This is a genomic window from Agarivorans sp. QJM3NY_29 (genome assembly GCF_050870835.2).
GTDB lineage: Bacteria > Pseudomonadota > Gammaproteobacteria > Enterobacterales > Celerinatantimonadaceae > Agarivorans.
In genome coordinates this window covers 543,271-563,977 of the sequence record NZ_CP194036.2, presented here as the reverse complement: position 1 = coordinate 563,977, position 20,707 = coordinate 543,271, and the positions used below count along the sequence as shown (strand labels likewise).

At 46.7% G+C, this 20,707-nt stretch carries 18 protein-coding genes; 7 read left to right on the top strand and 11 right to left on the bottom strand.

Translation table 11 applies throughout. The features are described 5' to 3' along the window. The first annotated feature begins 146 nt into the window (after positions 1–146). Positions 147–1,394 carry a hypothetical protein gene (locus ACRRS0_RS02540; RefSeq protein WP_432454771.1) on the top strand — a complete coding sequence of 416 codons (1,248 nt, stop codon included), beginning with the start codon at positions 147–149 and terminating at the stop codon, positions 1,392–1,394. Positions 1,395–1,546: 152 nt separating this feature from the next. On the opposite strand, the gene metF is transcribed toward ACRRS0_RS02540, so the two are convergent. Next, entirely contained in the window at positions 1,547–2,452 is a 906-nt protein-coding gene (metF, locus tag ACRRS0_RS02535) for a methylenetetrahydrofolate reductase (protein ID WP_432454772.1), read from the bottom strand. Between the two features lie 134 nt (positions 2,453–2,586). Beyond that, the gene (greB, locus tag ACRRS0_RS02530; protein ID WP_432454773.1) at positions 2,587–3,084 is read right to left on the bottom strand and encodes a transcription elongation factor GreB; all 498 of its coding nucleotides are present in this window, start codon (positions 3,082–3,084) and stop codon (positions 2,587–2,589) included. A gap of 253 nt (positions 3,085–3,337) precedes the next feature. Here greB and ACRRS0_RS02525 point away from each other — a divergent pair, with 253 nt between their 5' ends. Then, the gene (locus ACRRS0_RS02525) at positions 3,338–5,641 is read left to right on the top strand and encodes a Tex family protein (RefSeq protein WP_432454774.1); all 2,304 of its coding nucleotides are present in this window, start codon (positions 3,338–3,340) and stop codon (positions 5,639–5,641) included. A gap of 379 nt (positions 5,642–6,020) precedes the next feature. Here the strand turns inward: ACRRS0_RS02525 and ACRRS0_RS02520 are convergent, their stop codons facing one another. The 3 genes from ACRRS0_RS02520 to bioH form a co-directional block, all read right to left on the bottom strand. Beyond that, positions 6,021–6,932, bottom strand: a complete 912-nt coding sequence (locus ACRRS0_RS02520) for a putative metalloprotease CJM1_0395 family protein (RefSeq protein WP_432454775.1) — start codon at positions 6,930–6,932, stop codon at positions 6,021–6,023. A gap of 1 nt (position 6,933) precedes the next feature. Then, positions 6,934–7,167 (bottom strand): hypothetical protein, encoded by a 234-nt coding sequence (locus ACRRS0_RS02515; RefSeq protein ID WP_432454776.1) that lies wholly within the window; start codon positions 7,165–7,167, stop codon positions 6,934–6,936. Between the two features lie 84 nt (positions 7,168–7,251). Continuing rightward, complete coding sequence (gene bioH / locus ACRRS0_RS02510) at positions 7,252–8,025, bottom strand: pimeloyl-ACP methyl ester esterase BioH (protein ID WP_432454777.1); 774 nt, start codon at positions 8,023–8,025, stop codon at positions 7,252–7,254. A 34-nt stretch (positions 8,026–8,059) separates the two neighbouring features. Between bioH and ACRRS0_RS02505 the strand changes: the two genes are divergently transcribed. After that, a complete protein-coding gene (locus ACRRS0_RS02505) occupies positions 8,060–8,782 on the top strand; it encodes a ComF family protein (RefSeq protein ID WP_432454778.1) in 723 nt (240 codons plus the stop codon). Between the two features lie 162 nt (positions 8,783–8,944). Beyond that, positions 8,945–9,523 (top strand): Fe-S biogenesis protein NfuA, encoded by a 579-nt coding sequence (nfuA, locus tag ACRRS0_RS02500; RefSeq protein ID WP_432454779.1) that lies wholly within the window; start codon positions 8,945–8,947, stop codon positions 9,521–9,523. Between the two features lie 56 nt (positions 9,524–9,579). On the opposite strand, the gene gpsA is transcribed toward nfuA, so the two are convergent. The 3 genes from gpsA to ACRRS0_RS02485 all read right to left on the bottom strand — a co-directional run bounded on the left by gpsA (position 9,580) and on the right by ACRRS0_RS02485 (position 11,562). After that, complete coding sequence (gpsA, locus tag ACRRS0_RS02495; protein WP_432454780.1) at positions 9,580–10,587, bottom strand: NAD(P)H-dependent glycerol-3-phosphate dehydrogenase; 1,008 nt, start codon at positions 10,585–10,587, stop codon at positions 9,580–9,582. After that, positions 10,587–11,063 carry a protein-export chaperone SecB gene (gene secB, locus ACRRS0_RS02490; protein WP_432454781.1) on the bottom strand — a complete coding sequence of 159 codons (477 nt, stop codon included), beginning with the start codon at positions 11,061–11,063 and terminating at the stop codon, positions 10,587–10,589. The genes gpsA and secB overlap by 1 nt, the downstream gene beginning before the upstream one ends. 70 nt (positions 11,064–11,133) lie before the next feature. Next, on the bottom strand, positions 11,134–11,562 hold the full coding sequence (locus tag ACRRS0_RS02485) for a rhodanese-like domain-containing protein (protein ID WP_432454782.1): 429 nt from the start codon (positions 11,560–11,562) through the stop codon (positions 11,134–11,136). Positions 11,563–11,815: 253 nt separating this feature from the next. On the opposite strand from ACRRS0_RS02485, the gene gpmM reads away from it, so the two are divergent. The 3 genes from gpmM to ACRRS0_RS02470 all read left to right on the top strand — a co-directional run bounded on the left by gpmM (position 11,816) and on the right by ACRRS0_RS02470 (position 15,322). Next, on the top strand, positions 11,816–13,348 hold the full coding sequence (gpmM, locus tag ACRRS0_RS02480; protein WP_432454783.1) for a 2,3-bisphosphoglycerate-independent phosphoglycerate mutase: 1,533 nt from the start codon (positions 11,816–11,818) through the stop codon (positions 13,346–13,348). Between the two features lie 61 nt (positions 13,349–13,409). Continuing rightward, a complete protein-coding gene (locus tag ACRRS0_RS02475; protein ID WP_432454784.1) occupies positions 13,410–14,543 on the top strand; it encodes a murein hydrolase activator EnvC family protein in 1,134 nt (377 codons plus the stop codon). After that, on the top strand, positions 14,531–15,322 hold the full coding sequence (locus tag ACRRS0_RS02470) for a divergent polysaccharide deacetylase family protein (RefSeq protein ID WP_432454785.1): 792 nt from the start codon (positions 14,531–14,533) through the stop codon (positions 15,320–15,322). Before ACRRS0_RS02475 ends, ACRRS0_RS02470 begins: the two co-directional genes overlap by 13 nt. 11 nt (positions 15,323–15,333) lie before the next feature. On the opposite strand, the gene ACRRS0_RS02465 is transcribed toward ACRRS0_RS02470, so the two are convergent. The 3 genes from ACRRS0_RS02465 to ACRRS0_RS02455 form a co-directional block, all read right to left on the bottom strand. Next, positions 15,334–15,570: a YkgJ family cysteine cluster protein gene (locus ACRRS0_RS02465; protein WP_432454786.1), complete on the bottom strand. Its 237-nt coding sequence runs from the start codon at positions 15,568–15,570 to the stop codon at positions 15,334–15,336. A gap of 312 nt (positions 15,571–15,882) precedes the next feature. Beyond that, complete coding sequence (locus tag ACRRS0_RS02460) at positions 15,883–20,304, bottom strand: pilus assembly protein (protein WP_432454787.1); 4,422 nt, start codon at positions 20,302–20,304, stop codon at positions 15,883–15,885. Beyond that, a complete protein-coding gene (locus ACRRS0_RS02455) occupies positions 20,304–20,705 on the bottom strand; it encodes a type IV pilin protein (protein WP_432454788.1) in 402 nt (133 codons plus the stop codon). Before ACRRS0_RS02455 ends, ACRRS0_RS02460 begins: the two co-directional genes overlap by 1 nt. Between the last annotated feature and the right edge of the window lie 2 nt (positions 20,706–20,707).

Sequence of the window (20,707 nt, the reverse complement as noted above, 5' to 3'; positions counted from 1 at the left end):
AGTGAAGCGGTAATCATGGTGGGGAATAGGAAAACTCTCGGGTTCTCTTTGGCATTTGTCACTCAATGCCCAATTTCAACCACTTAGCGTCACCGAGCGGACGATGTTTATCCGCACCATGGCAATTGATAGTTAGGATGTCATCAATGCAAAAGTTCTCCGGCTGGTTATTCCTCGGATTCTTACTGCTTTATTTACTTTCAGCCTTTGGTCAAATTGGCCTGTTCTTCCCCACGCTACTTGCCTGGTTTGCCGTCGCAGTGTATTGGCCACAACTGAATCGCCCGATCCAATTGCAAGCCGCCACGTTATTTGCCTTAGGTCTGGGGTTATTGGCGGTTGCTGCGAGTCAAGGTACTCTGTTAAGCCTAAAGGATGTGTTGTCGGCCAATCTCCCGCTGTTAGCCATGTTTAGTGCGGTGTCTTTTTTAGCGCTCACCAATAAAACCGACAATCAAACACCATTACCCAAAGGAACCGCGAGTATTTTATCTAGCGCGCTTGGCATTAACCTTTTAGGTGCGATCATCAATCTTTCGATCGTGTTTATAGCCGGAGATCGTCTCTCAGAAAAGAGCCCCTTAAGTGATGCGCAGCAAAAAGTGCTCACCCGCAGTTTTTGCGCTGCCGCATGGTGGTCTCCCTTCTTCATCGCAACCGCGGTCTCGATCACTTATGTGCCGGGTCTGCAGTGGAGTGATACCTTGTTACCGGGTCTGGTGATGTCATTGATTGCTCTCGGCTTCACGAGTACAGAAGTATATTTAAAACACCGAGATAACTTCGAAGGCTACCCAATCAAACCGGATAGCTTAATGATCCCGCTCTGCTTAGCGCTATTGGTAATTGGCTTGCACTTTGGTTTACCAGACTTAAGCATTATTTTAATCATCACCTGTCTTGCCCCTTTAGCAGCACTCGCCTTTAATCAAGGTACATCGCGCACTAGCGTTCGTCAGTTCATTAATCACAAACTGCCCAATGTCGGCGGTCAGTTTCTGCTGTTTCTTGCTGCAGGGGTATTTTCGGCAGGCATCAAAGGGATCCTGTTAGCCTATCCAGACACAATCAACCTCGCAAATTTTAGCTTTACAACCCCCGTATTTGCGACAGTATTGGCGCTGATGATTATTGCTGGCATCCTCGGTATTCATCCGGTGATTAGCATTTCGCTGGCCAGTCCCTTATTACTGCCGTTGGAGCCAAGCCCCAGCCAACTGGGTTTTTTGTTCCTAAGCTCTTGGGCCATTTCAACTGGTAGCAGCCCTCTATCGGGAGTAGGCCTCACCATGACCGGCCGTTATCATTGTTCGAGCCGGCGAATTTTGCAAAATAACTGGTACTATGCACTGGTGATGTGGTTACTCAGCGTGGCGATGAGCACCCTATTATAAACACAGTCCGCATTATTTCTCCGAGCGGGATGATAAAGGTCTGATGATTCTCCATGCCCCTCAGCCCATTTAACAATCATCCACGCGGAAAGCTTGGTCAAGCTCAAGTAGTCTGCTCGCGCCGCTGGGGACTGCTGTTGGTAGCCGCTAGACTAGCAAGCCACCGCCTGAAGCTCAGGCCTGACCCCCAAAGTATGACAAATCGCATAAGAAAGTTCGGAGCGATTAAGGGTATAAAAGTGGAAATCCTTGACCCCTTCACGCGACAAGACTTTCACCATTTCGATAGCCACGCTCGCCCCCACCAGATTACGAGTCATCTGATCATGCTCTAAACCTGCAAACTGTTTATGTAACCACTGTGGCACCTTCACGTTGGCAAAAGAAGCAAACTTCTTCAAAGTATTATAATTAGAGACAGGTAAAATTCCCGGGACAATTTCGCCCTCAATACCTATCGCTGCACAACGGTCACGAAAGCGCAAATAACTTTCAACATCAAAGAAAAATTGCGTAATAGCCCGATTAGCACCCGCATCCATTTTTCGCTTTAAAGCCAACAAGTCTGCCTGCGCACTCTTTGCCTCAGGATGCATTTCAGGATAAGCCGCTACCGAAATATCAAACTCAGCCTCTTCCCTCAATAAACTGACCAAGTCACTCGCATACATCTCGGGTTTGGCCGCTCCGACCGGTAAATCACCACGCAGCGCAACAATATCCCGGATCCCACTTTGCCAATAATCGCGAGCAATTTGCCGTAATTCTTCAGGGGTAGAATCAACACAGGTAAGATGAGGCGCGGCAGCTAAACCAGTTCTGTCTTTAATCGCCTTAATCACCTTATGGGTGCGATCACGAGTCCCTGAATTCGCGCCATAAGTGACCGAGACAAACTTCGGTTTTAGAGTGTGTAAACGCTCGATAGAAGCCCAAAGCGTTTGCTCCATGGTTTCGGTGGTTGGCGGGAAAAACTCAAAGGACACGTTAATATCACGATTAAGTTCGCTTAAGCTTTGATTGAGTGATTCAATTTGTTGTGCGTGATGAAATCCCATTAACCTTCTCCATAAAAGACATTTGGACGTCTATACCGCTAAATATGAAGAAGAGTTTCTATATAGTCAATCAGCTCATGTTATTACTTGCTTTAAATGAAAATAATTCAACATCAGCAAATTAGGCTCAGTGCTCAAGATCCATCCTCGTACTCTTCAAATGCTTGATATTGAATCGCCGTCACCCACCATTCCTTGATGCCTGCAGGAGTATTCACAAATACATCGTCATCCACTTGTTTGCCAATTAAAGCACGCGCCATCGGTGAATCGATGGTGATATAACCCAGCTTTGGATCAATCTCGTCAGTGCCAACAATTCGATAACGTACCTTATCCCCATCCTCATTTTCTAAGGCGACCCAAGCCCCAAAATAGACCTTGCCGTTTTGTTGCGGAGAATGATCAATAATTTGCAGTACATCTAAACGTTTATTTAGGAAACGCAAACGAGAGTCGATACGGCGTAACTCTCGCTTCCCTTCTTTATATTCAGCATTCTCCGAGCGGTCACCCAAGGCGGCGGCCTCAGAGACGGCCTGAGTCACCTCCGGACGTTTTATCTTCCACAAGTATTTCAACTCTTGGTCGAGTTTATGCCAACCGGCACGAGTTATTAAATTACTTTTCATAACATCCAGGCCTCTAAGCGCAGTTTGTCTTTGGTGATTAAATTTATAGCTGTTGGTTATTGGTTTAGACTGAAAGCCGATCGAATGCGCGCCCTATAAATCAAGCACCGAACTTGCTAGGCGGTTCGACCTTGCGAGCAGAGCTTATGCCAATTACTAGCCGAGACCAATTTATACTTGAAGCAAAAACAGAACGCCATATGATAGTGGCCATTATCTGCCGCCTTGCGGCTCTCTCAATGTAAGCAAGCATATGTCAACACTAGAACAACAAATTGCCGCCGATATTCAGGCCAAGCCAGCGCAGGTCAGTGCTGCGATTCAATTACTAGACGAAGGCTCCACCGTTCCTTTCATTGCCCGCTACCGAAAAGAAGCCACCGGAGGTTTAGACGATGGTCAACTGCGATTATTGGAACAGCGTTTAACTTACCTGCGCGACTTGCAACAACGACGCAGCAGCATTCTAAAATCGATTCATGAACAAGAAAAATTAACCCCGCAACTCGAACAGCTAATTATGGGAGCCAACACCAAAACTGAGCTCGAAGATCTTTATCTGCCTTACAAGCCAAAGCGCCGAACCAAAGGACAAATTGCCATTGAAGCGGGTTTAGAGCCACTGGCAGAGCAACTATTAGCTCAACCCGATACCGCCCCCGAGCAACTTGCCACGGCCTACTTCAATCCACAAGCAGGCTTTCACGACAGTAAAACCGTCCTCGATGGTGCCAAGTTTATTCTCATGGAACGTTTTGCTGTTCAAGCACCACTGCTTGCATCACTCCGCCAATTATTACAAGCACAAGGCTTAGTGAGTACAACGGTCATTGAAGGACAGCAGCAAACAGGCCAAAAATTCCAAGACTACTTCGATTACCAAGAAGCGCTCAGTAAAGTTCCTTCCCACCGCGCCTTAGCGATTTTACGCGGCCGCAACGAAGGCATATTGATGCTTAATCTGGTTATAGCTCAGCAAGATCAGCAGCAGAGTCACCCAGCAGAGCAGCTCATCCGAGATTACTTTCAGCTTGCACCTAAAGGCTACGCCAGTGACACTTGGCTGAATACAGTGGTGCAATGGACTTGGCGAGTCAAGCTTAAGCTCCAGTTAGAAACTGAATTACTCAACCAGCTTCGAGAACGCGCCGAAGAAGAAGCCATTAGTGTCTTTTCCCGTAATCTCAATGATTTATTAATGGCGGCGCCAGCAGGCCCCAAAGCAACCCTCGGTCTCGACCCAGGTTTGCGCACTGGTGTAAAGGTTGCAGTTGTGGATGCCACTGGAAAATTACTCGCTTACGACACCATCTATCCCCATGCGCCACGCAATCAATGGCAGCAATCTTTAAATACTCTCGCCAAGCTAGTCCAACAACATCAAGTTAAATTACTGAGCATCGGCAACGGTACCGCCTCCCGAGAAACCGATAAACTTGCCGCCGATTTGCTCAAGATGCTTCCTAAACAGAATTTGCAAAAAGTCATGGTGAGCGAAGCTGGTGCCTCGGTGTATTCGGCCTCAGAATTGGCTGCTCACGAATTCCCCGACTTAGATGTATCAATCCGTGGAGCGGTGTCCATTGCTCGCCGTCTACAAGATCCATTAGCCGAGCTGGTAAAAATTGAACCGAAGGCCATCGGGGTAGGCCAATACCAACATGACGTGAGCCAAAGTAAACTGTCACACCAGCTCGAAACCGTGGTGGAAGATTGTGTGAATGCGGTCGGAGTCGACATCAATATGGCTTCGGCTCCACTACTGAGTTTTGTCGCCGGGCTTAACCCGACGATTGCACACAACATTGTTAGTTATCGCGATGAACATGGTGCCTTTCAGTCACGTAAACAAATTAAAAAGGTCGCCCGCTTAGGTCCTAAAGCCTTTGAACAAGCCGCTGGTTTCTTAAGGATCCCTCAAGCTGCCAACGCTCTGGATAGCTCAGCAGTGCATCCCGAGGCTTACCCTCTAGTCGAGGCCATCGCGAATCATAGTCAATGCCAAGTGAGTCAGCTGATTGCCAATTCCGAGCGCTTGGCTAAACTCGACCCCAAGCAATTTACCAATCAACAATTTGGTTTACCCACGGTAACCGATATCATCGCTGAATTGAACAAACCAGGTCGAGACCCTCGTCCAGAGTTTGCGACCGCCAATTTTAAAGAAGGCATCGATAGCATTAGCGATCTGAAACCAGCGATGCAACTCGAAGGGGTTGTGACCAATGTCACCAATTTTGGTGCCTTTGTTGATATCGGAGTTCACCAAGATGGCTTGGTCCACATTTCTTGCTTGGCCGATCACTTTGTCAAAGATCCTCATCAAGTGGTGAAGGCGGGCGATATCGTGAAAGTTAAAGTGCTAGAAGTCGAAGTTCAACGCAAACGAATCGCCTTAAGCATGCGCTTAGATGATGAGGTGCACAGCGGCCCTAAATCTGCAGACCGCTCTGATAAAAAACCAGCCTACAAGGCTCGCCCAGCGAAAAATACCAAACCAAGCACGACGCCAGTGAATAGTGCCTTTGCCGATGCTTTTGCTAAAGCTAAAAAATAACGGGTAACAAATGGGGCTGCATCTTCACTCAAAGACTCGGCCCCTTCCTCGAATATAGAACCCAGCAAATTAGGCTGAGTCCAAATCAGCAACATCAACCAATACCAGTTTTATCCCCGCTTAAATGGGCCTACAATCGCAGCCGATGCCTGAGTTGAAAGTTGCTTTAAGAGATTCACAACTTAGCTGTCGAATAGTCCTTGATAGCTATTCGACCCACAAGGCTAGTGCCTCAGTTAAGACTGAATAAGTAGACCATCAAATAATCGACTCGATAAAACCTACAGCAATGAGCAGAGACTTGTTTCGCTTAATTGGAGTGTAATTTGATGAACTGGTAACGACAGCGTCTACCACTGACAGAAGAGCTTTGAAATAGTTAAGCCATTAAACTGAGTTGTGCGCTCTGCCTAAAATGACTGGCACTGGCATAGCGCTGCTGAATCTGCTGATTTCTCTGAGCCATTTGTTCGGCAATATCAGGATAACGTTGTTGTAAATCTTTCGCTTGTTGCTGCTGAAGTTGCTGATAATCGCTCGGTGCAGCTACATCATTGACTGCCGATTCAAAAGCAGATTCTTGCTCATCGGAAGCCAACAAGCCTGGCATCTGAGTTTGGCTAAGCTGTGCTTGAGCCGCTGCCGCTTTTTGTTGTGCCTGCGCAGCAACCTGACGATCTTGTGCTGAGGGCTCGGCTGGCGCTAACGCAGCACGTTGCACTTGATCCATCTTTGCGATAGTCGCCTGAGGATCGCCAGCGACTTCACTGGTATCAATAGATACCTCTCCGCCAACCGCATACTGCTTACCGTCGGCACCGCGTTCAAGCTCAAAATTAGCACCACTGGTGTATTGTCCACCAACCGCTTGATGCTGAGATTCATGTAAACGAACTTCACGATCACGCGCGACGAGCTCATCCAGCGCCTTCTGTTCACTTTCACTAAATTGATTTTGGTTGGTTTGCTTGCTACTGGCTTGATCTCCACCAGATTTTTGCTCTGACTGCTGCTGTGAGTCTTGTTGTTCTTGCTGTTGCTGCTGTTCACGACCTTGCGCATCACGCTCTGTCACTTTAGTGAATTGCTGCTCTTGAACACTGGGGTACTGCACCGGAAGCGAAGGTTTGCCGCGGTCCTTCTCGGCCCCTACCTCTGGCTCTTTCGCAAAGCTGCCAACCTCTTTAGGCTGAGCAATCACTTCACGCCGCATATTATCCCGTTTGGCTGAATCGGTCGGCGGACTCAGCGTATTAGGAAAAACATTGGGAAGGCTCACGCTAATGTTCATGTTAAGCCTCAATATCCAAGATTGAGCCGAGCATTTTTGATTCGGTATCAATCACTTTGGCACCCGCCTTAACGTATAACTCAGCCTGATTCAAACTCACCACAGCATCTACAACTTCATTCTGTCGTGGCTCACGCCCCGCGGCGACCTCAGCGAGAGATTGAGCACTTTGGCTAACTTTTTGATTAGCATTGGCAATAATTTGAAAGCCATTGCTCGCAGCACCAATCTGCATTTCCCCCTCCCAATATTTGCCAAAACTTAAGCGATCACTAAAACTTAAGCGATCACTAAACAAATTGTAGCAAACTGCTCACTTTTAAACCACTAATGACCGGGAAAAGTCGATCAGGCGCTCAGCAAATAACTGCTTCTCTGAAATAAAAGGAGCGTGTGAAGAGCTCGCAAAGCAATATTGCTGTGCGTCGAGATTCAGCTGCGCATGCTCGGCGATAGCAGCCTTTGGCACCAGCGAGTCATTACGACCATACAGTTGTAACCAAGGCAAATCGATTTGACCCACTTGGGGACGCAAATCTTCACTTTGTAACAAACTCAAGCCCTGCCTCAAAGCGTCTAAGCAAGGCAAAGGTCGCTCTGCTAACAAATGACGCAGTTGTTTAATATCCTGCTTCGCATGAGGACTTCCCATTGCTTGAATTGCCAGAAATTGCTGCAGGGTTTTGACAAAATCGAGCTCTAAGCCCTGAGCAAACCCTTGTAGCACTTTACTTGGGATCCCGGGCCAATCATCCTGTGCGACAAAATGTGCGGAGCTAGCCACACTCACTAATGACGATAAACGCTCTGGAAAACTTAAGGCAGCTTGCATCGCCACCAAGCCGCCCAAAGACCACCCCAACCAAATAGACTGCTCCGGCACCTGCTCAGCAATAGCCTCAGCTATGTTTTGTAAGCTTAACTGTGGCAAAGCGGTCGAATAACCAAAACCAGGTAAATCCACCATATATAAACAAAAATGGGGACTGAGCAGTTCGCTTAGCGGCTGCCAAACCGCACTATTCAAGCCCCACCCGTGAAGTAATACTAAAGCAGGCCCTGCTCCTTGACTCTCACAATACAACTGACTCATCTACACTTACTTATTGATCATTAGGAAAGAATGAATGTTATCGAGTTTCGCAGCCACTTTAAACCGAACTCTCAAGCAATCCAGCCAATGTGACTTTTGCTTACAAAGCAAAGCAGTCAACTTGGCATGCTGTGAGCATTGTGCCCGCTTATTACTCGGCCAAGCGCATCCCCGTTGTGAACGCTGTTTCTTAGCCCTCGCAGAACCCGGAATATGCGGTGAGTGCCAACAACAAGAACTCTATTTTGATCATATATTTTGTCTCGGCGATTACCAGTGGCCCTTAAGCCCAGTGATAAAAACTTATAAATACGCCAAACAAGCTCATCTAGCCAAACCCTTAAGTCAGCTACTTTGGCAACAAATCGAACGCCAGCCCATGGCCCGACCCGATGCACTATGTTCGGTCCCCATGCATTGGCTGAAACGCTGGCGACGCGGCTTTAACCAAAGTGAATTACTCTGTCAGCAAGTCGCAGCGCTATCGGGCCTCCCCTATCAAGCCGTGTTAAGCCGCCAACACGCAGGAAGCAATCAAGCCACCCTGAATCGCACCCAACGCCAGCGTTCATTGACAAGCAGTTTTAGCTGCAAAGTCAGAAATATACAGCCCCACTGGGCGTTGATTGATGATGTTGTCACGACAGGGAGTACCGCCAATGTACTGGCTAAGTTACTTAAACAAGCTGGCGCTCAACAAGTAGATATCTGGGCACTGGCGCGCACCCCGAAGCCCAACTCATCCAGCCAAGCATAAGCTAAGTCACAGACTATTCTTGCTAACCTTCATGATAAAATTTACCCTAGTTGCTATCGTCGGGATTGAAAAACCATCGCTAGCTATCAATAGACCCTAGTCGTGCGAATAAAAAAGCCGTACAATATAACCTAGCAATTTACTCAGGTATCGAGGAAGCAGATGGTATCGATCTCAGAAACAGCACAACAACATTTTGTTAAGCTGTTAGAACAACAGCCTGAAGGCACTAACATCCGTGTATTCGTCGTCAACCCCGGCACGCCTAGCGCCGAATGTGGTGTATCTTACTGCCCACCAGAGTCAGTTGAAGATGATGATGTGCAACTCCCCTTTAACGGCTTTAACGCAATGGTAGACACAGCCAGTGCACCCTTTTTGGAAGATGCCGAAATTGATTTTGTGACAGACAAAGTAGGCTCTCAGCTCACACTAAAAGCACCGAATGCAAAAATGCGTAAAGTGGATGATGACGCGTCATTGATTGAGCGTGTTGAATACGTCATTGAAACCCAAGTGAATCCAAATCTTGCCTCTCATGGCGGAAAAGTAAGCATTATTGAACTCACCGAAGAAGGCGTGGTGATTTTACAATTTGGTGGGGGCTGTAATGGTTGTAGCATGGTTGATGTTACGCTCAAAGAAGGGATCGAAAAACAGTTACTTGAAGCCTTCCCCGGCGAACTCACGGGTGTGAAAGATGTCACCGAGCACCAAGCGGGTGAGCATTCTTATTATTAGAGCGCAAACAAAAAAGCCTACACTAGCGTAGGCTTTTTTAACTCTGGTAGCACTCACTATTCTTCTCGCTGATCGCGAGCCAGTAAATCAATGGCCGCTTGTTGGGCTGATTTCGCTTGATACAAGACCTGATAAACTTGCTCAACAATCGGCATTTCTACGCCCATACGTTGTGCCAGCATGTAGACTTCTTTAGTATTGCGATATCCCTCAACCACTTGACCAATTTCGGTTTCGGCTTGCGCAAATGATTTCCCCTGACCTAAAGCTAAACCAAAGCGACGATTACGACTTTGATTGTCGGTACAGGTCAGAACTAAATCACCAAGCCCTGCCATTCCCTTAAAGGTTTCCGGATCCGCGCCTAAGGCTTTCCCCAAGCGAGCCATTTCACGTAAACCCCGAGTAATCAGTGCTGTACGCGCATTTGCGCCAAAACCCAATCCATCTGCCAGACCCGCACCAATGGCAATCACATTCTTCACTGCGCCGCCAAGCTGTACCCCAACGATATCGTTATTGGTATATACCCTAAAGCTACGCTCACAATGCATGACCTTCGCTAAGTAACGAACAAAATCAGCATCTGAAGAAGATGCTGAAATAGCGGTCGGTAAACCGGCAGCTAACTCTTTGGCAAAAGTAGGTCCTGAAATCACAGCAATTGAACGCTGTTCTCCCAGAACTTCCATTGCAACTTCAGAGAGCAAATGACCAGTATTTGCCTCGAGCCCCTTAGTCGCCCAAGCAACCCGCGAATCTTGGTTCAGCATCGGTTTAATTTGCCGCATCACATCGGCAAACGCAAAGCTTGGCACCACCACTAACAAGTTATCGCTTTGAGCGACAGCTGTAGCCAAATCGGCCTCTAACTCCAAGCTATCGGGAAAACGGACACCGGGTAGAAAGTCTCGATTCTCTCGATCGGCATTCAAGGCCGCTACGTGCTCAGGCTCATGACCCCATAACACCGTACGTTGTCCATTGCGCGCAATGGCGATAGCTAATGCAGTCCCATAGGAGCCTGCACCCAATACGGTCATGGTGGCTTTCATAGTGCTCATTAAGCGTCTGCTGTCGCCGCTTGTTGTTGTTCTGCTTGCTGTTGCACATAGTTAGCAAACAAAGCATCAAAGTTAACTGGTGCTAGGTTGATTTGTGGGAATGAACCGCGGTTCACTAGGTTCGATACGGTTTCACGTGCATAAGGGAACAAAATGTTTGGACAGTAGGCATTAATCGCGTGCGCCAATTGAGGCTCAGGCATGTTACCAAGAGTAAAGATCCCCCCCTGATGAACTTCGCATAAAAACGCTGTTTTATCTTCAACGTTTGCAGTCACAGTCAGCGTTAATACAACCTCGAATACGTTATCCGCTAACTTATTGCTAGAGGTGTCGAGGTCAACTTTAATTTCTGGTTTCCATTCTTTCTGAAATACTTCTGGTGAATTTGGAGTTTCAAAAGAAATGTCTTTAGTGTAGATGCGTTGAATTGCAAATTCTACTTGTGGCGCTTCGGTGGTTGCTGCTTCAGCCATAATAATTACCTTAGAAATATGTATTTAAAATTGTTTCATCGCAACTCAAATTGCGATTTAAAACGCGATCTTACTTCTTAGTGATCGGTAGATTTGCTGATTTCCACTCGGTCATACCGCCACGTAAGTTATACACTTTGGTAAAGCCGCCTTTAATCAGTGCGTTAGCCGCTGAGCCAGAACGCATCCCTGTTTCACATACCACGATAATGGGGCTAGTCTTTAAGTTTTCAATGGGCTTGAAGTTATTAGCCTGGATTTGAGTCAAAGGAATGTGACGAGCGCCCGCAATAAAGCCTTTTTTATACTCATCATTGGTTCTGACATCTACCACAACCGCATCTTCTTTATTGATCAGCAAAGTCGCTTCATGATTACCCACCGAAGTCACTTTTGACAATAGTGGTTGAATAAAACTGTAGATAACGGCCCCAAATAAACCCACCCAAGCCAATGAAAGGATGGGGTTATTTCCAAAAAATTCGACAACTTGCTGCATAGTAAGCGTATTCCCAGTTAAGCAAATAGTTAGTGATATTGGGGCGAGAGTATACACCCGAGTGTAAAAAATAGCAGCTATCCGCAACGCAGAAGCGTGTAAATTCACCAACAAAAGAGTAAGCAACTAAAAATCAGAGATAAAACAACTAATCTCGGCTGAATTGCGTTCAATCAGGTGACTCAGCCAAAAAATGTAGTAATATTTCAGGAATTCGTTTCTATTTTTACATTTACCGATTGAGGAAATTGCAATGTCTGCAAGCAAAAAGCCTTTAGCATTAATCATTATGGATGGCTGGGGCCACCGCCAAGACAGCGCCAATAACGCTGTGGCAAACGCCAACACTCCAGTACTAGACAACCTTTGGAACACCAATGCCAGCACCTTAATTTCAGGCTCTGGTCTGGATGTAGGCCTGCCGGATGGACAGATGGGTAACTCCGAAGTAGGACACACCAACATTGGCGCCGGTCGCGTGGTTTATCAAGAACTGACCCGTGTCGGTAAAGCAATTACAGACGGTGACTTCTTTAGCAACGAAGTATTACTTGGTGCAGTCAATAAAGCGGTTGCCGCTGGTAAAGCCGTTCATATTATGGGTCTATTGTCTCCAGGTGGTGTTCATAGTCATGAAGACCACATGCTTGCTGCCATCGAATTGGCCGCCAAACAAGGTGCAAAAAACATCTACTTACACGCTTTCCTTGATGGCCGTGATACACCACCTCGCAGCGCGCAAGGTTCAATTGAAAAGTTCGATGCTAAATTTGCCGAAATTGGCACTGGCCGAATTGCTTCATTGGTTGGTCGCTACTACGCCATGGATCGTGATAACCGCTGGGAACGTGTAGAAGAAGCCTACCAATTGCTGAGCGAAGGCAAGGCTGACTACAGCTACGCTAACGCAACTGAAGCTTTAGCGGCTGCTTACGCGCGTGAAGAAAACGACGAATTTGTGAAAGCTTCGGTGGTCGGAGAAACTGCCGCCAGCATGAATGACGGCGATGCGGTTTTATTTATGAACTTCCGTGCCGACCGCGCGCGCGAAATTGCGCGTTGTTTTGTAGAGCAGGACTTCAACGGTTTTGAACGCGCTAAAGTACCAGCTTGTGAGTTTGTAACTTTAACTCAGTACGCAGCTGATATTAAAGCGCCTTGCGCCTTCGGCCCTAGTGACTTGGTAAACACCTTGGGCGAATGGCTAGAAAAAAATGACAAAACACAGCTACGTATTTCAGAAACTGAAAAATACGCGCACGTGACTTTCTTCTTTAATGGCGGCAAAGAAGATGCGTTTGTTGGTGAAGATCGAGAGCTGATCCCATCGCCTAAAGTTGCAACTTACGACCTGCAACCAGAAATGAATTCTGAAATGTTAACGGATAAGTTTGTGGCTGCCATCGAAAGTGGTAAATACGACGTGATCATCTGTAACTACCCGAATGGCGATATGGTTGGCCATACAGGTGTTTACGAAGCCGCAGTAAAAGCCTGTGAAGCCGTCGATAAATGTATTGGCCGTTTAGTTGAAGCACTAGACAAAGTCGGCGGTGAATGCCTGATTACCGCAGACCATGGTAACGCAGAACAAATGGTAGACCCAAAAACTGGCGGGATCCACACTGCACACACTAACTTACCTGTACCGCTGATCTACCATGGTCGTGCAGCCACCCCCGTTGAAGGAGGTCGCCTAAGCGATATCGCACCAACCATGCTTAGTTTAATGGGTTTAGAGACCCCTGCAGAAATGACTGGCAAGGTATTGATGAATTTGAAATAATGGTTTGATGAATGAGCCTATTTCACACTTGTTTCAGCGTGTCGTAAGGCACGTTGTTAGCTTGAATCGCGCCAGCCTTATTGCTGGCGCTTTGCTATTGCTAAGCCCTCAACTTGCCGCGAATCAACAGCAGCAATTAATCGATGTACAGCAGCAACTCAAGCAGCAACAGCAACAACTGACGCAGCGTAAAACTCAGATAACCAAAGCACAACAGCAACTGCGACAACAAGAACTTGCTTTAGCTGATTCCAATCAACAGCTACGCAGCCTCAATCTACAGTTAGCAGAATCCAAAGCCCAACAACAACACATCCAAGCCAATATGCAGGGTTTGGAACAACAACTTCAGCAGCAACAACAAGCCCTAAAAGCACAGCTCAAGAGTGCCTATCAAGCAGGCCACAGTGACTATCTGAAGATGCTACTCAACCAACAAGATCCTGCGCGATTAGAACGAATGTTGCAGTACTATCACTATTTAGCCAAAGCTCGCCGTGAAGCGTTGGTGGCTGTCGCGGATAAACAGCTTGAACTGAGTCAAGCGCAACTGCAGCTCAATGAAAATCGACAGCAGTTAGCTCAATTACTTGCCCAACAACAACAACAGCAACAGCAATATCAAAAACAACAGCGCCAACGCAAACAACAATTACAACAACTCAACCAACTTCAAAGCAGCGAAAAAAGTCGCTTAGAACAGTTGCAAATTAACGAGCAACATTTACAACAGCTGATCAGTCAACAAATCGAACAGCAACAACAGCTAGCCCTCAAACAGCATCTCGACAAAGCACCATTGCTAGGCCTAAGTAAGACCAAGGGCAAGCTACCATGGCCACTGAAGGGTAAAGTATTACATCGCTATAATAGCCAAAACCAAGGGCAAACTCGTTGGCAAGGTATGGTCATCGACTCTCATCCTGGCACCGAAATCAAAGCCATTGCGCCGGGAAATGTGGTTTTTGCCGATTGGCTACGCGGTTACGGATTAGTTGTTGCCATCGACCATGGCAAACAATATTTAAGCTTATACGGATATAACCAAAGCCTCAACGCGACCATTGGCCAACGGGTCAATACCGGAGAAACCATCGCCTATGCAGGGAATAGTGGGGGCCAGAGCACTAACGCCTTATTTTTCCAAATCCGCTACCAGGGTCAAACCCAAGATCCACAAAAATGGTTAGAGTAATCCTGATTTGGCTTAGCCTATGTGGCTGCAATACCGCGAGCGCGGGTCTGCTCAGTATCATTGTTGATGACGTGGGTAACGGCTATCAAGACTATCAACTACTCCAGTTAAACCCAGCAATCACCCTATCGGTCCTACCGGCAAGTCCCTACGCCAAAAACATCGCAGTACAAGCTCAACAACAGGCGCGAGAGGTGATGCTACACCTGCCCATGCAGGGAAGTCGCGATCTGAATTTAGGCCCCTACGGGCTGAGTACACAACTCGATGAATATGAATTCAAACGACGGGTATATGCTGCCATTCAAGATTACCCTGAAGCCACTGGTCTCAATAACCACATGGGGAGTCAGCTCACCCAACAGCCTCAAGAAATGGGCTGGTTGATGCAAGTATTGAACGAGCAACAGCTGTTTTTTGTTGATAGCCGAACCCACTTGGGCAGCGTCGCAGAAAAAACCGCTTTAATGTATCAAGTCCCCGTTTTACGTCGACATGTCTTTTTAGATCATATCGATAACCCGGTGAGTATTTACCAACAATGGCAACTGGCACTCAAGCTGAGTCGTAAATATGGTCATGCGATATTAATCGCCCACCCGCGGCCTAATTCGCTAGCCCTATTGCGCCAACTTACGTTACCTACAGATATTCAATTGGTAGGTTTAGCGCAACGTTTAGCATGGCAAAAGCAGCAATCATCCAGCGATCCCAACTTACGCATCGCCAATACAAACATCAATCAACAGCGCCCATCAATCCAAGACGGGGATAAATAAGCTGTGAAGCGCTAGCTCTGTGTTTGTATTTCTAAATGAATGAGATTGTCTAAGGCTTGCTGGCGGGTATCACCACACAACCAATGCGCCGCTTTAAAATCACGACACACTTGCGGCCGTTCTGGTTGCTCAAATATTTGACACAAATTGTCGATGTTCAAGTGGATACAACGCTCACCAGCGGCTTTATTTAAAGAGCTAATTGAAGGTGCGATACAACAAGCACCACAACCCATCCGGCATTGCATACTATGGTTCTCGGTAGCCAAAAGAGGCTAGTGTAGCAGAACCGTATATTAGACTCGCAACTAATAATTATCGAACTAATTATCTGTTCATTCTTGCTAGCGCAAATCACCACTAACTGCGTTATGTCTCTTGTAATTGGAGCCACTAGCTAGCTCATTTTATCCCTCCTTATCGGCAGATTTATGCTGCGTAATAAGTTGATCATATAATGAAGCAAATTGGGATAAATAAGCTAGCGCAAATCGGTAAACAATAGGCCTTGAATAAATTAAATACCTAACATGATGGCCCTTGACTTATTCTAGTAGACGCTAATATAAAGTGCGCAAACTTAAGCGGCCAGTTGGGGATTGGTAATCATCAAAGCACTTCACCGTTCCATCACTCAAAGTAATACAATTTTTCTCAATAATGCCTTCTTCTTTAACAGCATTATCTTGATCGAGATTGGGATTAATAATCACCGTTGGAGAGGATGGGATCCCGCCTTCCACAAGCTGATGAGAGCTATCATTATTAATGGTGTCGCCTTGATCATCTGCGTCGGTGTTCCCCTCGGTACCAGTGTTCCAAGTTAAACCAGAATGTAGGTTCATTTCCATGTACCAACCACTCCCCCCACCCGCACAAGCATCCGCGCTGGGCAATAAACTAGTAAAACTCAATTTATTGGCCAACAATAAAGTATTACTCACTTGGCGCTCACCATAATTATTGGTATTACCATCTGCGGTATTTATCAGGTCTAAATACCACCCCCGATGTTGACTCCAATCGATAACATTTTCGCTCAACAGTCGATTGCCGATCCGCGTGGCAGAATTAAAATCTTCTTTCTCGATGGTTTGCCGTAATAAGTTGTTATAAACATCTAAGCCATCAACCTTAGAGCGGCTCGAACTAAAAGCAACGTCATCTAATTTATCCCAAATTGCATAAACACTCTGAGTCGCTTCGCCAATCGCATTATTGTCGGTGGTCTCGATATATTTACCGGTACCAAAGGCCACCAAAACTCCAGCGGTAATGCCTTTAGGATGAGCGCCCACCGAAGGTCTAGAGGTAATCGCCTGCGCAGTGTAATTTACATCTGGCTTGTCTGGACTAACGGCCTTAAATAAGGGTTTATCACCCGCAATCGCGATCCCCCAACGACTGGAACTGGTCGCTGACACATCAAAAGCCCACATATTTCCAAACAAATCGCCCGCATAAATACGATCCGCAACCCCATCGCTATTGATATCGACTACCGCAGGGCTGGCTAAAGCATTCGGTCGCTGTTCACCCGTGGGATCATCGGCACTATCGACATGTGTATGCAGCGTCGCGATCAGACTACCGTCATCCAGATCCGCAATATAAAGCTTAGCTTCCGAGTCATCGGCGTTATAACCATTGGCAAAAATAACCCCAACTTTACCATTGGCCAATTTCGCGATAGTTGGCGCTGCCGCGCTCAAACCCAAGCCCGAAAAATCGCCAGTGGCACTAATTTCCCATTTTATCTTATCTTTATTCACGCGACTCATGTCGCTAACATCGATGGCATAGAAGCCCTTCGCGCCAGTACCTAAACGACCGACCGCCGTTGTCCGTGCCGAGGAGCCAACGCCATCGGTATAAGCCGTCACTCCACCATCAACAAAATACTGATGACTGTAAGTACTGCGCGTGAGGCTATTTAGCTTGCCATATACTTGACTCGGGACATAGGCCATCGCCTCTTCGCCGTTGGAAGCATTTATCACATGCACCATGCCATCATTAGCACCAAATACCAACACAGGGGTAGTCACTCGATGACCATTCACAGGCGCGACATAATAGGGGATCGAATGAATCACATCTCCTAGCACCGCCTCCCGAGCTCGCATACTGTAGCTCAAATCAGAAGCTTCATAAGTTCGCTCTCCCCGTAAATAATTAACCACCGCTGCGAGATAAGCGAGCTTGCTTTCATCGCTACCCTGTTGCCCTGCCAGTAAGTCATCAATCTGCGCTTCGCTTAAACCATGACTATCACCAAGCAAACTACTAGGGGGAGAAAACTTAACAATTTCATCACTCTCTGGATTACGGGTATAAATACTGCGTGAAGAGAATGCCATCGAGTCAATTTGCTCAGCCACACTCCAGATAGCTGAGGAGCTTAACTCGCCGTCAACATCAACCGAATAGGCTTTCACATCTCCATTCCAATGTTCACTATTAAAAGATGACTGATAGAGCAGCGTATCACTTTGTAGAAAATTGGAATTAAACACAGGCGAGCTCGCGGAGCGATCTCCTGCTAAGGTTTTATCTAAGGCTTTGGTGATTTGAGCCCCCAATTGTCCTGCATTAGTCACAGGGAAATAGCCATCGGGTTGACCGCTCGTTTCTGCATCCCATTCATTCGTATCGGGGAATTCGCTGCCATTCTCATCGTTAAAACCACCCCACTTTGCCGCATACCAAAGTGGTGACTTTAACTGGCCTGCTGTATTCCCATTTGGAAAAAAGTAGCGCGTGCGAGTCCAAGGTAAATCGGCAGTACTCGCTTCAAGCTTTCGAGTATTATTGGGGAAGGGCGCTTCTCTCTCACTAGGCGTATCAAGATAGTAGTTCACATGACCACCATCTTGATCTTTAACATCCAAATAAATACCGTCTTTGGTTGTGCCCGAAATCACATATCCGGCATGTTGGTGAATATCGCCTCTAGCGTAGGTCGAATCAAGGGTCAGCGCGACCCCCTTGGTCTTATTACAAGTGGCTTCGTTATCGCCAACATGAGGACATAAATCTTTGACCTCATAGCTATATTTAACCACCATATCCATATCATGATCGGCCCCTTGCTCAACGTCTTCGAAGGCAATTCGAAAAACCCCAGAAGTATCACTAAAGGATTCAACATAATAATCAACGATGGTATTAGTCGGTTGAAACGCCCCTTTATTCTTATTGATGCTATTTCCACCCACTGACTTGGCAAAAGGCACAACCGTAACCACCTTGTCATCAACTTTCACCCTCACCTCTGGCAAAGGTGAAGAAATCGCTACCACGCTGGTTTGAATATTCTGCTTACCTGATTTTGCTGGGAACAAATCTGTTTTATGTCCGTAATAAGCCACTCCAGCGGCGGAATAACTCCCCTCTTTAGTCGGCTCTTGAGGTGATAAACCTCGAATTTTGGCGAGTGAAGTCACCGCTTTGGCCGTAGGAGCCCCCCTAGTATCGGTGCTATCATCAATCGACTCACCAATAAAATAATTACCGGTAATGCCCTCTGTGGTAGAAATGGTATTCAGTAAGGTCGAAAGAGAAAAACCATCCAAGGTAGAGCCTTGGTAGGCATTGGTGAATTGGCCGCCAGGAAGTTCATCGGAGTCATAGGAAGGGTTAATGTCACTAATCACCAGATTATATGGGGCCGCACAGTACTCACGACCTTCAAAGGGATCATCCCAGCTTGCAATTGGCAAACCGAGGCCGTTGTCGATGCTCCCATTAGCAATGCTATATGACGGGCTCGCCAGTTTTTCACCATGAAAATACCTTAAACTCTCATAGAGCATTTCGCCCAGCGGGTTCCCCCACGATGAACATTCTCCATCAACGATCGCCCGAGTCGACACCCAACCACAATGATCGTAAGAGCTCCCGTTATAACCATATATTTTCAACTTGTCGATGCTGCGAACGATACCGTTCACGCCACTATTAAAGATCCCATTATTGGTATTAAGTTCGTCGCTAAAAGAGCCTACCCGTTTACGTAATACCCCTCCGGATAAGTTTTTTTGGTAACTGCCAGTGATTAAGCCAAAATCAATACTGCCATCCTCACCGTACTGATGTAATAACCCAGTCGGCTTATCGTTGCCATTGGGATAATGCTTACAATTACTCTCAAGCTTACCACTCACACAAACTTGAACTCGCACCACATAAGATTCATCAACACTGCCAGTCAGGACCGGAGCTTCCTTACTCGCCCAGTACCAAATATCGAATTCATCTTCAACAGCGGTCACATCAATTCCAAAGTTATTCCACTGTGCATTGTTCTTATTAATATTTTTAAGCATTACCAGCTTTGGCTGAGCGTTGCCATTACTGGAAAAAGTGGCGGTACCAAAAAAATGCTTATTGCCCGATAGCGGATTATCGAAAGGAGTGTAAGCACTCAGGTCATAATGATTGACCGCCTCAGAGGTATAGCTTTTCCCCCAAGAATGGGCATCCTGTGGAATATAAGCTCGCTCTAAGACCGTTTGACTAGAACTATCGACGTCTCGAAGACCACCATACAATACCGAGCGCAGTACATCCATACGAGACATGGTGAGGTAATTTAGAAAATCGCCACTCCACTGCGCTGCACCGCCACAGGTTTTTGAACCTGAAGTAGCCGCTTCGCCGGGCTCAAATTGTTGTTGCTGCTCGTTATAAGCATAACAACGCTGGCTATCGAAATAGCCGTAATAGTCAATTTGCGTTGGCTGATAAGTCGTATCTAATACCCCATCGCCATCTAAATCAGAAGCATCGTTATAGGCCTCATAGTACAAAGTATGATCACGCCCCATCACTAACATCACCATTGGTGCAGGTACAGTTGCGACATATAAAGGGACATCAGCAAGGTTTAAATTCGCCGCATTCAGCGAAAGTGAAGCCACACTAAAAGGCAATAGTAATAGGCCTAAAACCAGCTTTGATAGCTTGTGAAAGGTACTCATTACCAACACCCGCCACTAGAGGGTGTCGTTAAACCAGTACTATTAATGCTCATGGTGCCACAATGATCGCTGGCCTGAGCGGCCGTTGATTTTGGCGTCGCTGATAAGGTGTAAGCTGAAGCACTCATACCGCTCGTACTAAGCGTGTAATAATCACTAAAATTATGAGTGGGTGTATAAATAGTGAGGCTACCAGAGCTCGCGGCACCACTATAAGTCAAATTCATCGAGTAATAACTTTCCATATGTTGCGCAGCCTCTACCAGCGTTCGTTTTGCTTCCTCACGTCGAGTGGTTTGCACATGACTTAAATAACTGGGATATGCGACAGCCGCCAAGATCGCTACTATCGCCACAGTAATCATCACCTCTATCAGGGTAAAACCTTTAATCTGCTTCACTG

Excerpts from the sequence above, each read along its gene's own strand:
- ACRRS0_RS02540 (WP_432454771.1), top strand. The coding sequence starts at position 147 with ATGCAAAAGTTCTCCGGCTGGTTATTCCTCGGATTCTTACTGCTTTAT.
- metF (WP_432454772.1), bottom strand. The coding sequence starts at position 2,452 with ATGGGATTTCATCACGCACAACAAATTGAATCACTCAATCAAAGCTTA.
- greB (WP_432454773.1), bottom strand. The coding sequence starts at position 3,084 with ATGAAAAGTAATTTAATAACTCGTGCCGGTTGGCATAAACTCGACCAA.
- ACRRS0_RS02525 (WP_432454774.1), top strand. The coding sequence starts at position 3,338 with ATGTCAACACTAGAACAACAAATTGCCGCCGATATTCAGGCCAAGCCA.
- ACRRS0_RS02520 (WP_432454775.1), bottom strand. The coding sequence starts at position 6,932 with ATGAACATTAGCGTGAGCCTTCCCAATGTTTTTCCTAATACGCTGAGT.
- ACRRS0_RS02515 (WP_432454776.1), bottom strand. The coding sequence starts at position 7,167 with ATGCAGATTGGTGCTGCGAGCAATGGCTTTCAAATTATTGCCAATGCT.
- bioH (WP_432454777.1), bottom strand. The coding sequence starts at position 8,025 with ATGAGTCAGTTGTATTGTGAGAGTCAAGGAGCAGGGCCTGCTTTAGTA.
- ACRRS0_RS02505 (WP_432454778.1), top strand. The coding sequence starts at position 8,060 with ATGTTATCGAGTTTCGCAGCCACTTTAAACCGAACTCTCAAGCAATCC.
- nfuA (WP_432454779.1), top strand. The coding sequence starts at position 8,945 with ATGGTATCGATCTCAGAAACAGCACAACAACATTTTGTTAAGCTGTTA.
- gpsA (WP_432454780.1), bottom strand. The coding sequence starts at position 10,587 with ATGAGCACTATGAAAGCCACCATGACCGTATTGGGTGCAGGCTCCTAT.
- secB (WP_432454781.1), bottom strand. The coding sequence starts at position 11,063 with ATGGCTGAAGCAGCAACCACCGAAGCGCCACAAGTAGAATTTGCAATT.
- ACRRS0_RS02485 (WP_432454782.1), bottom strand. The coding sequence starts at position 11,562 with ATGCAGCAAGTTGTCGAATTTTTTGGAAATAACCCCATCCTTTCATTG.
- gpmM (WP_432454783.1), top strand. The coding sequence starts at position 11,816 with ATGTCTGCAAGCAAAAAGCCTTTAGCATTAATCATTATGGATGGCTGG.
- ACRRS0_RS02470 (WP_432454785.1), top strand. The coding sequence starts at position 14,531 with ATGGTTAGAGTAATCCTGATTTGGCTTAGCCTATGTGGCTGCAATACC.
- ACRRS0_RS02465 (WP_432454786.1), bottom strand. The coding sequence starts at position 15,570 with ATGCAATGCCGGATGGGTTGTGGTGCTTGTTGTATCGCACCTTCAATT.
- ACRRS0_RS02460 (WP_432454787.1), bottom strand. The coding sequence starts at position 20,304 with ATGAGTACCTTTCACAAGCTATCAAAGCTGGTTTTAGGCCTATTACTA.